General features: G+C 67.9%; 13 protein-coding genes. 6 read left to right on the top strand and 7 right to left on the bottom strand.

Features of this window, described 5'->3' with window-relative positions:
• Nucleotides 1-39 precede the first annotated feature (39 nt).
• Nucleotides 40-2,094: a threonine/serine exporter family protein gene (locus ACHAA4_RS08695; protein WP_435773774.1), complete on the top strand. Its 2,055-nt coding sequence runs from the start codon at nucleotides 40-42 to the stop codon at nucleotides 2,092-2,094.
• Nucleotides 2,095-2,177: 83 nt separating this feature from the next.
• Here ACHAA4_RS08695 and ACHAA4_RS08690 read toward each other — a convergent pair whose 3' ends face one another.
• A complete protein-coding gene (locus ACHAA4_RS08690) occupies nucleotides 2,178-2,876 on the bottom strand; it encodes a uracil-DNA glycosylase (protein WP_435773773.1) in 699 nt (232 codons plus the stop codon).
• 101 nt (nucleotides 2,877-2,977) lie between these two features.
• On the opposite strand from ACHAA4_RS08690, the gene ACHAA4_RS08685 reads away from it, so the two are divergent.
• Together ACHAA4_RS08685 and ACHAA4_RS08680 are read left to right on the top strand one after the other, a co-directional pair.
• Nucleotides 2,978-3,211, top strand: coding sequence for a DUF3263 domain-containing protein (locus tag ACHAA4_RS08685; protein WP_435773772.1), 234 nt, complete (start codon nucleotides 2,978-2,980; stop codon nucleotides 3,209-3,211).
• A gap of 56 nt (nucleotides 3,212-3,267) precedes the next feature.
• On the top strand, nucleotides 3,268-3,894 hold the full coding sequence (locus ACHAA4_RS08680; RefSeq protein ID WP_435773771.1) for a LytR C-terminal domain-containing protein: 627 nt from the start codon (nucleotides 3,268-3,270) through the stop codon (nucleotides 3,892-3,894).
• 27 nt (nucleotides 3,895-3,921) lie between these two features.
• On the opposite strand, the gene ACHAA4_RS08675 is transcribed toward ACHAA4_RS08680, so the two are convergent.
• Complete coding sequence (locus tag ACHAA4_RS08675; RefSeq protein ID WP_435773770.1) at nucleotides 3,922-5,115, bottom strand: acyl-CoA dehydrogenase family protein; 1,194 nt, start codon at nucleotides 5,113-5,115, stop codon at nucleotides 3,922-3,924.
• A 152-nt stretch (nucleotides 5,116-5,267) separates the two neighbouring features.
• On the opposite strand from ACHAA4_RS08675, the gene ACHAA4_RS08670 reads away from it, so the two are divergent.
• Together ACHAA4_RS08670 and ACHAA4_RS08665 are read left to right on the top strand one after the other, a co-directional pair.
• Nucleotides 5,268-7,019: an AMP-binding protein gene (locus tag ACHAA4_RS08670; protein WP_435773769.1), complete on the top strand. Its 1,752-nt coding sequence runs from the start codon at nucleotides 5,268-5,270 to the stop codon at nucleotides 7,017-7,019.
• A 138-nt stretch (nucleotides 7,020-7,157) separates the two neighbouring features.
• A complete protein-coding gene (locus tag ACHAA4_RS08665) occupies nucleotides 7,158-7,664 on the top strand; it encodes a MarR family winged helix-turn-helix transcriptional regulator (RefSeq protein ID WP_435773768.1) in 507 nt (168 codons plus the stop codon).
• A 9-nt stretch (nucleotides 7,665-7,673) separates the two neighbouring features.
• Here the strand turns inward: ACHAA4_RS08665 and ACHAA4_RS08660 are convergent, their stop codons facing one another.
• Genes ACHAA4_RS08660 through ACHAA4_RS08650 form a run of 3 tightly spaced genes read right to left on the bottom strand, consistent with a single transcriptional unit; the run spans nucleotide 7,674 to nucleotide 10,907 of the window.
• A complete protein-coding gene (locus ACHAA4_RS08660; RefSeq protein ID WP_435773767.1) occupies nucleotides 7,674-8,450 on the bottom strand; it encodes an enoyl-CoA hydratase-related protein in 777 nt (258 codons plus the stop codon).
• A 3-nt stretch (nucleotides 8,451-8,453) separates the two neighbouring features.
• Nucleotides 8,454-9,407, bottom strand: coding sequence for a 3-hydroxyisobutyrate dehydrogenase (gene mmsB / locus ACHAA4_RS08655; RefSeq protein WP_435773766.1), 954 nt, complete (start codon nucleotides 9,405-9,407; stop codon nucleotides 8,454-8,456).
• 3 nt (nucleotides 9,408-9,410) lie between these two features.
• The gene (locus ACHAA4_RS08650) at nucleotides 9,411-10,907 is read right to left on the bottom strand and encodes a CoA-acylating methylmalonate-semialdehyde dehydrogenase (protein ID WP_435773765.1); all 1,497 of its coding nucleotides are present in this window, start codon (nucleotides 10,905-10,907) and stop codon (nucleotides 9,411-9,413) included.
• A gap of 167 nt (nucleotides 10,908-11,074) precedes the next feature.
• On the opposite strand from ACHAA4_RS08650, the gene ACHAA4_RS08645 reads away from it, so the two are divergent.
• The gene (locus ACHAA4_RS08645) at nucleotides 11,075-11,848 is read left to right on the top strand and encodes an SDR family NAD(P)-dependent oxidoreductase (protein WP_435773764.1); all 774 of its coding nucleotides are present in this window, start codon (nucleotides 11,075-11,077) and stop codon (nucleotides 11,846-11,848) included.
• 62 nt (nucleotides 11,849-11,910) lie between these two features.
• Here the strand turns inward: ACHAA4_RS08645 and ACHAA4_RS08640 are convergent, their stop codons facing one another.
• Both ACHAA4_RS08640 and ACHAA4_RS08635 read right to left on the bottom strand, forming a co-directional pair.
• Nucleotides 11,911-13,167 (bottom strand): 4-hydroxybenzoate 3-monooxygenase, encoded by a 1,257-nt coding sequence (locus tag ACHAA4_RS08640; protein ID WP_435773763.1) that lies wholly within the window; start codon nucleotides 13,165-13,167, stop codon nucleotides 11,911-11,913.
• A 137-nt stretch (nucleotides 13,168-13,304) separates the two neighbouring features.
• Nucleotides 13,305-14,048 carry an IclR family transcriptional regulator gene (locus ACHAA4_RS08635; RefSeq protein WP_435773762.1) on the bottom strand — a complete coding sequence of 248 codons (744 nt, stop codon included), beginning with the start codon at nucleotides 14,046-14,048 and terminating at the stop codon, nucleotides 13,305-13,307.
• Nucleotide 14,049 lies beyond the last annotated feature (1 nt).

Raw genomic sequence — 14,049 nt, 5'->3', positions numbered from 1 at the left:
AGGGTCCTTTTGTGGTTCTGTTGCCTGCGAGGAGGGTTCATGGCACCGAAGAACATTGAACGGCACCCCACTGGGGGATACGTCGCCGAGGCGATCGACCCGGTGCGCACCGAGCCCAATGCCGATGTCACGCACATCCCGGTGGTCCACTCCACCCAGGAAGTCCTCGACGAGACCCCCACCGGCTTCGTGCAGACGCTGCGCAGCTCCTTCGCCTCCTCCTGGCATGCCTCCGCCGAGGCCGAGGCCGCGCTGGAGTGGGAGGAATACGACGCGGAGGCGGTGGCCCGCGCCGCAGATCAGGATGAGAACGACGCCGCTCGGCACGAGTATGTGGCAGACCCCCGCTTCGAGCAGTCCTACGCGGCGCCGCAGGGCACGACCGAGCCCACGGACCACTACGCCTTCCCCGTCACCGGCGACTGGCACCAGACCGACGCCCTGGGACCGCAGATCCCGACCGGACCGCAGGAGACCACGACCTCCTGGGCCCAGCGCGCCGGGGAGCCAGCACCGGGATCCTCGGGTCTGATCAGCCTGCCGCACAGCGCCCCGGGTGCCCCGCTGCGGCAATCGCCGATGAGCCACTCGCCGCGGCGCTCCGCGGCGCCGCGTGCTTCCTGGTTCAAGGACAGACTGCGCGGCTCCGCTCGGCGTGACCCCGAGTTCGACCCGAGCGTCTTCGATCGCAAGCCGCGCTCTCCGCAGGTGCTGCGCCGCATCATGCAGGCCGAGCGCGCCGCGACCGGTACCGTGCCGATCATCGACCGGCTCGCCGGCACCCCGTTCGAAAACCCCTACCAGGCCGAGCAGCACGTGGAGACCGACGAGCTGGCCACGATCGCCTTCGTGCTGGACCTCGGCGAGGCGTTGTTCCGCTACGGGGCCGGCGCGCTGGAGGTCGAGACCTCCATCATCGCGGTCACCGCCGCGTTCGGGATGAAGAACACCGATGCCGACATCACCAACCAGTCGATCAGCCTGAACTGGGCGCCCGACGGCAAGATCCCATATTCACGGGTGCGCGTCGTGCGCTCCTGGTCGAACAACTTCCGGGCGCTCGCCTCCGTGCACCAGCTGGTGACCGACATCATCGCCGGCCGGCTCACCCGCGGCGACGCCGAGGACCGGCTGCGCGAGATCATTCGAGAGCCCAAGCCCTACCCGCGCTGGATGGTGACCATCTGCGGCGCGATCTTCGCGAGCTTCTTCGCCTCTTTCCTCGGGGCGCCGCTGCTGGACGCCTCGCTGGGCTTCGCCGCGACGATCCTGGTGCTCTGGACCACCCGGCAGCTGGCCACCTGGCGGGTCCCGGAGTACTTCGGGCTCGCCGCGGGTGGGTTCGTCGCGACCTCCTTCGCGATGGGCGCGTTCGCGATGGATCTGCCGATCCGTCCGTCCATGGTGGTGGCCGGTGGGTTGATGATCCTGCTTCCGTCGGCGCGGATCGTCTCCGCGATCCAGGACGGGATCAACGGATTCCCGATCACCGCGGCCGGTCGCATGATGTCCTCGATGATCGCCTTCGCCGGGATGACCTCCGGCATCATGGCCGCAGTGGTGATCGCGAACATCCTCGGCGCCCCGCCGATCGAGGTCGCTGTCGGCCTGGAGCGGATCTACCACCCCGCCGTGCTGGTCGCGCTGGTCTTCCTCGCAGCGATGGCCGCCGCCGTCGTGGAGCAGGCGAGCTGGCGGATGCTGCTTCCCATCGGCGCCGTCTCTGCGCTGGGATTCTGTGCCTACTACGCCGCCGAGGTCATCGGTCTGGGCGAACGCATCACCCCGGTCTTCGGGGCGGTGGTGGTCGGTGCGCTGGGCCGGATCCTCGCCCTGCGGATGGGATCGCCTCAGCTGGTCGTCGCTGTGCCCGCGATGATGTTCATGCTTCCCGGACTGATGCTCTTCCGCGGCATGTACCAGATCGCCATGGACTCTTCCACCGTGGGCATGATGGGAGGGCTCACCGAGCTGTTCAACGCGCTGATCATCATCATGGCCATCGCCGCCGGAATCGTGCTCGGCGACGTGCTGATGCGACCGCTCACCGCCGGTCTGCAGTCCCACGAACGCTCACGCACCCGCCGCCGCTGAGCAAGCTCAGCCGACCGCCCGGCTGAGAGAGTTCGACTCACCGGGACGCTGGAGTTCAACCGCCTGGGCCCCACCGCCTGGGTTCAACTGACAGGGTTCAGCTGCCAGTCCACGGGTTCTGCGCCGAGCTGACGCAGCGCCTCATTCGCCTGCGAGAACGGCCGGGAGCCGAAGAAGCCGCGCCGGGCCGAGAGCGGTGAGGGATGCGGGCTGGTGATCACCGCCGTATGCGCGCCCTGATCGAGCAGCGGGGTCAGCTTGCGCGCGTCCGCGCCCCAGAGGATCGACACCAGCGGGATGCCCCGATCGACCAGCGCGCTCAGCGCCGCCTCGGTGATCTGCTCCCAGCCGATGCCGCGGTGGGAGCCCGGCGCCCCCGCGGCGACCGTCAGCACCCGGTTCAGCATCAACACGCCCTGGGCGGCCCAGGCCGTGAGATCCCCGTGGGGACTCTTGGGGATCCCGAGGTCCGACTCGAGCTCGGTGAAGATATTGCCCAGGCTGCGAGGCAGCGGGCGCACCTCGGGGTCCACGGCAAAGGACATGCCGATCGCGTGGCCCGGGGTCGGATAGGGGTCCTGACCCAGGATCAGCACCTTCAGCGCGTCGAAGGGCTGACGGAACCCGCGCAGCACCAGCTCGGGGGCGGGGAGCACCTGCTCTCCGGCCTCACGACGCCGGGTCAGCTCCCCGCGGACGGTCTCGAAGCGTGCAGACTCTCCGGCCAGGGCGTGGGCCCACCCTGATTCCAGGGGGGCGATCAGTTCAGGTTCAGTCGTCATCACCTCCACCATAGACAGCTCGGACCGCTGAACACACCGTCGCGTTCATCTGGCTCGATATTCCGGCAATGCCCCTCCCTCAGCCGTAGGATGACGGGGAGATGATCACTGAACCGGAGAAGAAGATGCTCGACCTGGAGCGCCAGTGGTGGAAGTACGCCGGCGCGAAGGACGAGGCCATCGCGCAGGCACTCCAGATGTCAGCCGTGGCGTACTACCAGGCGCTGAATCGGCTGATCGACACGGAGGCGGCACTTGCCCACGACCCGATGCTGGTGAAACGCCTGCGCCGACAGCGGGAGGCCCGGCACCGCGCCCGCGCGACCCGCCGCTGAGCAGCGCCGAGAACAGCACCACCGAGCATCGCCCCCGCACCTTGAGGACAGGACCTATGAGCCAGCACCCGCACGACGAGTTCGACGACGTCCCGCCGTATCAGACGGGGGAGGCCGGCAAGCACCGGGCTCCAGGCGCAGCCGGAACCGGCGGCGCCGGCGGCAGCGGCCTGCGTTGGATCGCTCTGCTGGCAGGATTCGTGCTGCTGGTCGGGGCGTTCGCCTACTTTATCGTGCCGACGTTCTCCGACTCCGACGCTGAGACCACCGCCGAGGACCAGGACGCTGCGGTGACCGAGGACGAGACGGAGGGCGGCGCCGAAGGCGAAGGCGAGGACGGCGCCGGGGAGGGCGAAGCAGAAGAGGCTGAGGAGCCCACTGAGCCGCAGCCGGCCAGCGACACCGAGACCCCGGTCCAGGTCGCGAACTACCAGGGTGCCGAGGGTGGAGAGACGGCGATGAGCGCCGAGCTCGAGGAGCTCGACTACAACGTGGTCTGGAACGGCAGCTGGAACTTCGAAGCGCGTGCCGAGACTCCCGCCGTCGTCTACCCCGCCGGTTCCGGTGAAGCTGAACAGGCGCTCGCCGAGGAGCTCGCGGAGAGCTTCGGAGCCGACACCGTCGAGGAGCACGACCAGGCCAGCTTCGTCACCCTGATCATCGGGTCCGAATACGAAGGCTGAACACCTGCCCCGCACTGCTTCTGCGAGCTAAGCGAAGGCGGAGACTCCGGTCAGTTCTCGCGCCGCGATCAGCAGATTGATGCCCTGGGAGCCCTCATAGGTGTAGATCGCCTCGATGTCTCCCGCGATCTTGGCCGCCTCATGGTCACTGAGGATTCCGTTGCCGCCGAGGATCTCCCGTGCGGCAGCTGCCGACTCGCGGGCCAGCCGGGTCAGCGTGGCCTTGCCCAGAGAGGCATGCATCATGGTCAGCTCGCGGTCGGCCTGCAGCCGCGTCAGCTCGGCCATGAACGAGGTCGAGACCGCCAGGTTTCCGGCGACCTTCGCCAGCGCGACCTGGATGAGCTGAAACGAGGCCAGCGGTGATCCGAACTGGTCCCGCTGCAACGCATAGGTCCGGGCGATGTCCAGAAGGGCCTGCTGGGCGCCGACGGCCTGCCATCCCACCCAGGCCCGCGAGCTGCGCAGGCCCCGGTTCGTCGCGGCGAACGAGGTGGCGCCCGGCAGCATGGCGTCCTCGTCGACGGTGACATCGAGCTCGATATCGGCGTTCGGCATGATCCGCAGGCCGGTCTTGTTGTTGATCTTCCGGGCCTGGTATCCCGGGGTCGAGGTGGGCACCAGAAAGCCCTTGACCTCCCCGTCGGCGGTGTCTCGCGCCCAGACCAGGGCGACGTCGGCCACGGTCCCCATGCCGATCCAGCGCTTGGATCCCTGGATGTGCCACTGTGAGCCGCGCAGCGTCGCCGAGGTGGCCAGTCCGCCGGCCACGTCGGACCCGTGGTCCGGTTCGGTCAGGCAGAAGGCTCCGAAGCTCCGGAACCGGCGCAGGCCTGGGAGCCACTGCTCCCGCTGCCGCTGGGAGCCCAGGGTGTCGATCATGCCGACGATGAGTTCGTTGTGGATGCCCACCACCGCGGAGATCGAGACGTCGGCCCGGGCGAGCGCCGTATGCGCAAGACCCCGGAACAGCGGTGACGATCCGTCCAGGTGCAGCTCGCCCAGCCCGATCTCGCCGAGCCCCTCGAGGATCTCCAGCGGGAGCCGACCCTCTTCCCAGGGCGCGAGGCACTGGCGCCGGATATTGCGCTGGGCGTACTCCTCGATCTGCGCGAGCCGGTCTCGCTCCGCGTCGTCGAGGTGACGGGCCAGGTTCATCAGGTCGGGATCCTCACCGGCCGACATGAGGTCTGCGGCGTCGTGTGTGGCCTGCTTCATCATCGAGCTCTCCCTTGTGGTCCGATGGCGCCGGGTCCGTGCAGTCATGTCGACGATGACACTGCACGTCAAACTGAATCTTTACCAACTATATGACTTCCAAGTATATTCTAGAGTGATCGGCATCACGTAGATCTCGAGGAGGACGTGGAGAAATGACAGTGACTGAAGAGTTCCGGGCAGCTCGTGACCAGCTTGTGGGCTCCCAGCAGGATTGGGAGCGCGCGCGCCGAGAGTTCGTCTGGCCGCGATTCACACACTTCAACTTCGGCTTCGACTGGTTCGATCAGGTGGCGAAGAGCCCTGAGCGCGCTGAACAGAACGCGCTGGTGATCCTCGAGGAGGACGGTTCACAGCTCACCCGCACCTTCGCGCAGCTGCGCGAAGCTTCCAACCGGGTGGCGAACTGGCTCAGCGGCATCGGGGTCGCGCGCGGAGACCGGATCATCCTGATCCTCGGGAACCAGGTGGAGCTCTGGGAGACCATGCTCGGCGCCATCAAGCTCGGTGCCGTGCTGGTCCCCACCACCACACAGATGGGCCCCGCCGACCTCCAGGACCGAGTGGTCCGCGCCGAAGCGAGCTGGGTGGTCGGAGACTCCGAGACGCTGCTCAAGTTCACCGAGGTCCACGGCGAGTACTCCCTCATCCACGTGCCCGGCGTCTACGCACACGGGCAGGCGACAGTCCGCCCCGAGGTGCCCGGCCGCACCGTCCACTCCTTCTCAGACGCGGATGCCGCCTCCCCGGAGCTGGAGCAGGTGGTGCGCACCGGCGCCGACGAGACGATGCTGCTCTACTTCACCTCTGGCACGACGTCGAAGCCGAAGCTGGTCGAGCATACGCATACCTCCTACCCCGTCGGGCACCTTTCCACGCTGTACTGGATCGGTCTCGAGCCCGGTGACGTCCACCTCAACGTCTCCTCGCCAGGCTGGGCCAAGCACGCCTGGTCGAACTTCTTCGCCCCCTGGATCGCCGAGGCGACGATCTTCCTGTACAACTTCAGCAGGTTCGACGCCGCGGCGCTGATGCGAAGCATGGACACCGCCGGGGTGACGAGCTTCTGCGCTCCGCCCACGGTCTGGCGGATGCTCATCAAGGCCGACCTCGCTCAGCTGAAGAATCCCCCGCGCGTCACCGTGTCCGCCGGGGAGCCGCTGAACCCGGAGGTCATCGAACAGGTACAGCGGGCGTGGGGGTGCACCATCCGTGATGGCTTCGGGCAGACCGAATCCTCGCTGCAGATCGCCAACACGCCAGGACGCCGAGTGAAGTTCGGGGCCATGGGACTGCCCCTTCCGGGCTTCGACGTCGCTCTGATCGACCCGGTGTCGGGGAAGGCCGCGGAGGAAGGGGAGATCTGCCTCGCTCTTGATCCGCGTCCGGTCGGTCTGATGAAGGGGTATTACGGCGACGCGGAGAAGAACGCCGAGGTGTTCAGCGATGGGTATTACCACACCGGAGACATCGCCTCCCGAGACGAGAACGGTGTGATCACCTATGTGGGCAGAGCTGATGACGTCTTCAAGTCCAGCGACTACAAGGTCTCGCCCTTCGAGCTGGAATCCGTGCTCATCGAGCATCCGGCCGTGATGGAGGCGGCCATCGTGCCTGCCCCGGATGAGCTGCGACTGGCGGTTCCCAAGGCGTATGTGACGCTGGCCTCCGGGTGGGAGCCGAACGAGGCGACCGCGACGGAGATCCTGCAGTTCGCCCTGAACAAGCTGGCACCTTATAAGCGGATCCGCCGCATCGAGTTCACCGAGCTGCCGAAGACCATCTCGGGGAAGATCCGGCGGGTCCAGCTGCGCCAGGCCGAGGAGAAGCGGGCCGCCGCGGGTGAGGGCGTCGACGGGTTCGGGGTGGAGTACCGCGAAGCCGATCTGGGCCTGAGGCGGAGTTGAGTCCAGCGGTCTCAGCACGGGGCCGGTGTGCGGCGGGACCCCTGCCCTTGTAGCACGTCCGACATTCGGCCATTCCCGGATACACTCCGGTGCAACCAGAGAATGCCTGGTCCGAGCCCTAAAGAGGAGACTCCCTACATGCACCCCCCGCTTGCGAAGGATCCGATCGCCGAGATTCAGAAGAACTGGGAGCGGCAGGGATGGACATCCGCGGCCGCCCCTGCCGCGGCGGTCACCGCGATCATGCGCACTCAGCAGATCCTGCTCGCTCGAGCGAGGGACGTGCTGAAGCCGTTCAAGCTCACCTTCGCGCGGTACGAGGTGCTCGCGCTGCTGGGGTTCTCCCGGGAAGAGCGGCTGCCGATGAACAAGGCCAGCAAGCTGCTGCAGGTCCATCCGACGTCGATCACCAATGCCGTGGACCGGTTGGAGTCCGCGGGGCTGGTGCGCCGCGAGCCGCATGACTCCGACCGGCGTGCGATGCTGCTTGTCCTCACCCCGGAGGGCAAGGATGTGGTCGAGAAAGCCACCAAGGCGCTCAACGAGCAGCTCTTCGAGCGCACCGGATTTCAGGAGCAGGAGATCGAGGAGCTCAACACCATCCTGGCGAACTTCCGCCAGCGCGCCGGAGACTTCCCCTCCTGAGCGGCCGGCTCAGCGGTGCTTCCACTCCGGATCCCGCTTCTGGGCGAACGCGCGCATCCCCTCGGACTGATCCTCGAGGGAGAACATCGAGTGGAACATCCGACGCTCGAACAGCAGTCCCTGGGCCAGCGTGGTGTCGAAGGCCGCGCCCACGGCCTCTTTGCACATCTGGGCAGCCGGCTTGGACTTCGAAGCGATCAGCTCCGCGACCTCGGTGGCCTCGGCGATCGTGTCCGCATCCGCGACGACCCGTGAGACCAGGCCGATGCGCTCGGCCTCCGCGGCGTCGATGCGTCGCCCGGTGAGGATCATGTCCATCGCCTTGGCCTTCCCGACCGCGCGGGTCAGCCGCTGCGAGGCGCCCATCCCCGGCATGACGCCGAGGTTGATCTCTGGCTGACCGAACTTCGCGCCGGCGCCGGCCACGACCACATCAGCCATCATCGCCAGTTCGCACCCGCCTCCCAGGGCGTAGCCGTTCACCGCCGCCACGATCGGTGTGCGCAGTCGTGTGAGGTCGTCCCAGCGGCGGAACCAGTCGGCGGCGTACATTCCCGGGTGGTCCTGATCGGCCATCTCGTTGATGTCTGCGCCAGCCGCAAACGCCTTGTCCGAGCCCGTGATGAGGATCGCTCCGATCTCGGAGCTGGCGTCGAAGTCTGTGGCCGCGCGCACGACCTCGTCCATCATCGTCGTGTTCAGCGCGTTGAGGGCCTGCGGTCGATTCAGCCGGATCGTGCCGACCCGCGCCTCGCTGGCGACCATGATCGTCAGATATTCAGACATGTTTCATGCTCCTGCGTCGTCGGAGTTCTCGCGGATGGTGTTGATGATGGCAGAGAAGTCCTGGCGCTCGCCGGGGCCCTGCGCGAACTCGGAGAAGATCGCCGCGGCGAGTCTCCCCAGCTGCGCATCGACCCCTTGTTCATCCAGCGCGTTGGAGGCGAGGGTGAGGTCCTTGGCCATCAGCGCCCCGGCGAACCCCGGCGTGAAGCCACGGTTGGCAGGGGAGGTCGGCACGGGCCCGGGCACCGGACAGTTGGTGGTCAGCGCCCAGCATTGCCCCGACGCGTTGGACACCACGTCGTAGAGCGCCTGATGGCTCAGTCCTAGCCGTTCGCCCAGGACGAAGGCCTCACCCACGGCGATCTGGGTGACGCCCAGGATCATGTTGTTACACAGCTTCGCGGCCTGGCCGAGACCGGTGCCGCCACAGTGAACGACGCGGCCGCCCATGATCTCCAGCAGCGGGAGGATCTCCTCGAACACCTCACGAGACCCGCCGGCCATGAAGGCCAGGCTGCCGGCCTCGGCGCCGACCACACCGCCGGAGACCGGCGCGTCGGCGGCGCGGAAGCCGGCACGTTCGGCGAGCTCGGCCGCCTCCTGCGCCTCGGATATGTTGATGGTGGAGCAGTCCAGGAAGATCGTGCCCGGCCTGGCGGCTGCGAGCAGCCCGGGTGAGTCCTGATAGGCCGAAAGCACGTGCCGCCCCGAGGGGAGCATCGTCAGCACCACCTCAGACTTCGCCACCGCCTCGAGCGGATCGGTGAGGATCTCGACGCCCTTGGACCGGGCCGTCTCCACGGCGTCTGCGCTGAGGTCGAAGCCATAGACCTGCACGCCGGCCTGGACCAGATTCGCAGCCATCGGGCCCCCCATGTTGCCGAGCCCGATGAACGCCACGGAGGGGTATGCGGATGCTTCACTGCTGGTGCTGCTGGTGCTGCTGGTGCTGCTCATGGTTCAGCTCCCCTCGGGCATGATGAAGCTCGCGCCCTCTTTGGTGCCGGAGGGCCAGCGGGTGCTGACCGTCTTGGTCTTGGAGTAGAACTTCAGCCCATCGACGCCGTGCTGGTTGAGGTCCCCGAAGCCTGAGGCCTTCCATCCGCCGAAGGTGTAGTACGCGATGGGCACCGGGATCGGCACGTTCACGCCGACCATGCCCACCTCCACTCGGGAGGTGAAGTCTCGCGCAGTGTCCCCGTCGCGGGTGAAGATCGCGACGCCGTTGCCGAACTCATGCTCTGTGGGCAGGCGCAGCGCCTCCTCGTAGTCCCGGGCGCGCGCGATGCAGAGCACCGGGCCGAAGATCTCCTCCTTGTAGATGCGCATGGACGGGGTGACGTGGTCGAAGAGGGTGGCGCCGATCCAGTACCCGTCCGGGTGACCCTCGACGACGACGCCGCGCCCGTCCACCACCAGCTCGGCACCCTCCTCGACACCGAGCCCGATATAGCCTTCGATCCGCTCCTTCGCGTCCGCGCCGACCACCGGGCCGAAATCGCTGGAAGGGTCCAGGGAGGGGCCGACGGTGAGCTTGGCGATGCGATCCAGCAGCTTCGTGCGCAGCGCCTCCGCCGTGGCCTCTCCGACGGGCACGGCCACGGAGATCGCCATGCACCGCTCGCCCGCGGAGCCGTAGCCGGCACCGATCAGGGCGTCGGCGGCCTGGTCGAGATCAGCGTCGGGCATGATCACCATGTGGTTCTTCGCACCGCCGAAGCACTGTGCGCGCTTTCCCTGGGCTGCGGCCGCGGTGTAGATGGCCTGGGCGATCGGGGTGGAGCCCACGAAGCCGATGGCCTTGACCCGGGGGTCCTCGATGAGCGTGTCCACCGCTTCCTTGTCCCCGTTGATCACGTTCAGCGTGCCGGGCGGCATCCCGGCCTCCAGTGCGAGCTCGGCCAGGCGCAGCGGCACGGAGGGATTGCGCTCGGAGGGTTTGAGCACGAAGGTGTTGCCCGCGGCCAGGGCGGTCCCGGCCTTCCAGAGCGGAATCATGGCGGGGAAGTTGAACGGCGTGATGCCGGCGACGACCCCCAGGGGCTGGCGCAGGCTGTGGACGTCCATCCCGGTGGCGGCATCGTGGGAGAACTCTCCCTTGAGCAGGTGGGGAGCGCCGGCACCGAACTCCACCACCTCCACCCCGCGCTGGATATCCCCCTTGGCGTCGTCGAAGGTCTTGCCGTGTTCGTTGGAGAGCGTCTCGGCAAGCTCATCGCGGTGGGTGTTGATCTTCTCCGCCCATCTGAGCAGGATGCGTCCGCGCTGCTGCGGGTTCATCGCCGACCACGCCCCGAAGGCCTCCTGGGCTGAGTCGATCGCGCGGGTCACCTCCTCGGAGCTTGCGAGGGGGACCTGGGCGGTGAGCTCGCCGCGGACCGGGTTGAAGATCTCTCGGCTCCGGCCGGAGGTGCCCTGTACGTGGCCGCCGTGGATGAAATGGGTCAGATCCGTCATGGACGAACTCCTTCGCGTCGAGATCAGACTCAGGGCTGCCTGCGAGGCACTGGTCCGCTCGGTCTCACATGTGATTCAACTCTCAGTGTGCTAGCCTAAGCTCAAGTTATTGGATGTGCAACTATCGCCCTTACGACCGCTATCTGAGGCCGATGAAGGAGACCCGGATGGAACTGCAGGGAGCCAGCGCGATCGTGACCGGGGGAGCATCCGGCCTGGGTCTCGCCACGGCGAAGGTGCTCGCCGCCGCCGGGGTGCAGGTGGTGGTCGTGGACCTCCCCGATGCCGTCGGCAGCACAGCGCGGGCCGACGCCGTGTCCTCCCTCGGCGGCACCGCTCTGTTCTGCCCGGGAGACATCGCGGACCCGGCCACCAGTCGGACGGCCGTGGCTGCCGCTGTGGCGCGCGGACCTCTGCGGGTGGCCGTGAGCTGCGCCGGCGTCGCGACCCCGGGGAAGCTGCTCGGCCGCGGCGGTCCGCTGTCCCAGGAGCAGTTCATGGGGGTCCTGGCCATCAACGTGGGAGGCACCGTGAACCTGATGACCCAGGCCGCCGCAGCGATGCAGGACAACGAGCCCATCCAGGGTGACCGCGGAGTGCTGATCAACACCGCCTCGGTCGCGGCCTTCGAAGGACAGATCGGACAGATCGCCTACGCGGCCTCCAAAGGAGCCGTGGCCTCGATGACGCTTCCGGCGGCGCGGGAGCTCTCCCGCCACGCGATCCGGGTGATGACGATCGCCCCTGGACTCTTCGAGACCCCCATGATGGCGGGTCTGCCGGAGGAGGCCAAAGAATCCCTGCGTGCCAAGACGCTGCATCCCGCCCGGCTCGGCGCGCCCGAGGACTACGCCCAGCTGGTCATGCAGATCGTGGCCAACCCGATGCTCAACGGGGAGACCATCCGCCTTGACGGAGCGATCCGGCTGGAGCCCCGATAGCCGAGCGCCGCGGCGTCCGGCCGCCGATGGAACCGGCGCTCAGCCGATGAGGGGAGGAGCGCTCAGTCGCTCCACCCGGTGTAGGAGTCCGCGAAGTAGGCCTGGCCGTGCACCGAGCCGGTGATCGCGTCGAACTCGCCGCGCCGGCGGCGGTGGGTGAAAGGATTCTCCTCGGGCTGACGGTGCAGCAGGTTCGTCGCCCAATAGGAGAAGTTCTGCGCCTTCCACACCCGGTCCAGCGCGGTGCGGGAGTACCGGCGCAGCGCCTCCGGCGTCTCCACGGTCGTCGCCTCGCGCTCAGAGGCGTGGCGGTGAGACGTGTCCCGGTCAGACCCGCCGGCGCGCAGCTCGGTGATGAACTCCTCGACCCGAGGAACCAGAGCCCGCACATCGGCGAAGGCCAGGTTCAGCCCCTTGGCGCCGGTCGGTGGGACCGTATGCCCGGCGTCGCCGGCCAGCACGAGCCGGCCGTGGCTGAGCGGGTCGCAGACATAGGAGCGGAACGGCAGCACGGTCTTTTCGATGATCGGCCCACGCTTGAGCTGGACGCCGCCCTCAGTGCCGAGCACCGCCTGGATGTGATCGAAGATCGCGTCCTCGGACCAGCTGTCCGGATCGGTGTCGGGGTCGCACTGGAAGTACATCCGCTGGACGCTCGCGTTGCGCTGGGAGATCAGCGCGAAGCCGAGCTCGGAGTTCGCGTAGATCAGCTCCGGGGCTGTGGGCGGGGCCTCACAGAGGATCCCGAACCAGGCGAAGGGATAGGAGATGAAGTGATCGGTGCGCACCGCCTCGGGGATCAGCCTGCGACACATCGAGCGGGACCCGTCGGAGCCCACGATCAGATCCGCCTCGATGCTGCGCGCCTGGCCTGACGCATCGGTGAAGCTGATCCGCGGGGCCGAGGTCTCCACGCCGTGCACCTGCGTGTCGGTGACCTGCCAGTGGATCTCCCCGCCCTCGCGCTCCCAGGCATTGGCGAGGTCGTAGAAGACCTCGTTCTGCGGGTAGAGCCAGACCGAGCGACCGACCAGGGCCTGGAAGTCGATGCGGTGCTGCTCGCCGTCGAAGCTGAGCACCGTGCCCTCATGTTCATGGCCGTCGGTGAGCACCCGTGATCCGACCTCGGCGTCGAGGAGCATGTTCACCGTGGCGGCCTCGAGGATCCCGGCGCGCTGGGTGTGGTGGATGGTGTCCTTGGTGCGGGTCTCGATCACGGCAGCGGAGATCCCGCGCCGCTTCAGCAGCAGCGCGGTCATCAGCCCTGCCGGTCCGCCCCCGACGATGCCGACGTCGACTCGGGTGGTGTGCTCGGTCATGTCTCTCCCTCGTGAGGGGCCGCTGCGGTCGAGCATCTGCCGCTTCCGCCGGACCGGCCCTGTGGGATCAGTCTGCTCAGCCGATGTGCCCGACGCCACACGAATCCCATTGAATGCGATCCTAGCCGCGGATCTGGTCAGCTCTTCCCGCTGATCTCGCGCTGGATGCCCCGGGCGGCGATCTGCAGCATCTGGACCCACGGCGCAGGGCGGCGAGCCACGTCGTCGTCGTCGGTGACCACGCCCAGGGCGGCCACCACGTTGCGTCCGCGCTGTCGGATCGGCACCGCGACGCCGGTGACCTCACGCTCGATCACCCCGGTCTGCGCGCAGTAGCCCTGCTGCCGGACCTGCTCCAGCCGATCCTCGGAGATGATCGGCCCGGGGGCGGCCTCTTGGTGGTGGGCCCGGTAGAACGTGCGGAACTCGGGGGAGGCGTGTGCCAGCAGCACGAGCCCGGTGGCTGAGACATGCAGCGGCAGCCGCCCGGCCACCCCGCCATGGATGCGCGGGGCCTCCCGCGCCGAGAGTCGGTCCACGAAGAGCACCTCGTGTCCCTCGATCACCCCGAGCTGCACGTGCTGGCCCATCACGGTGTGGACATCGGAGAGATAGGGCCGGGCGCGCACGGCGAGCTTCATCGTCGGCGCCGAGCGGTTGGTCATCTCCCAGAGCCGGGTGCCGACCATGTATCCCGCCGGCAGCGCCTCCAGCCAGCCCAGCTCGGCCATGTCCCGGCAGAGTCGGTGGGCGGTGGCCGGCGGCAGGCCGGTGCGCCGGGCGATCTCGGCCGCGCTGAGCAGGCTGTCGACCGCCGAGAAGGTCGAGAGCACCCGGTCCAGCCGGTCCAGGACCGAATCGCCGGTGGGGGAGTTCGCCATG

Source organism: Nesterenkonia maliinae, from assembly GCF_051262655.1.
Classification (GTDB): Bacteria; Actinomycetota; Actinomycetes; order Actinomycetales; family Micrococcaceae; genus Nesterenkonia.
This window is presented reverse-complemented; position numbering and strand designations above follow the sequence as displayed.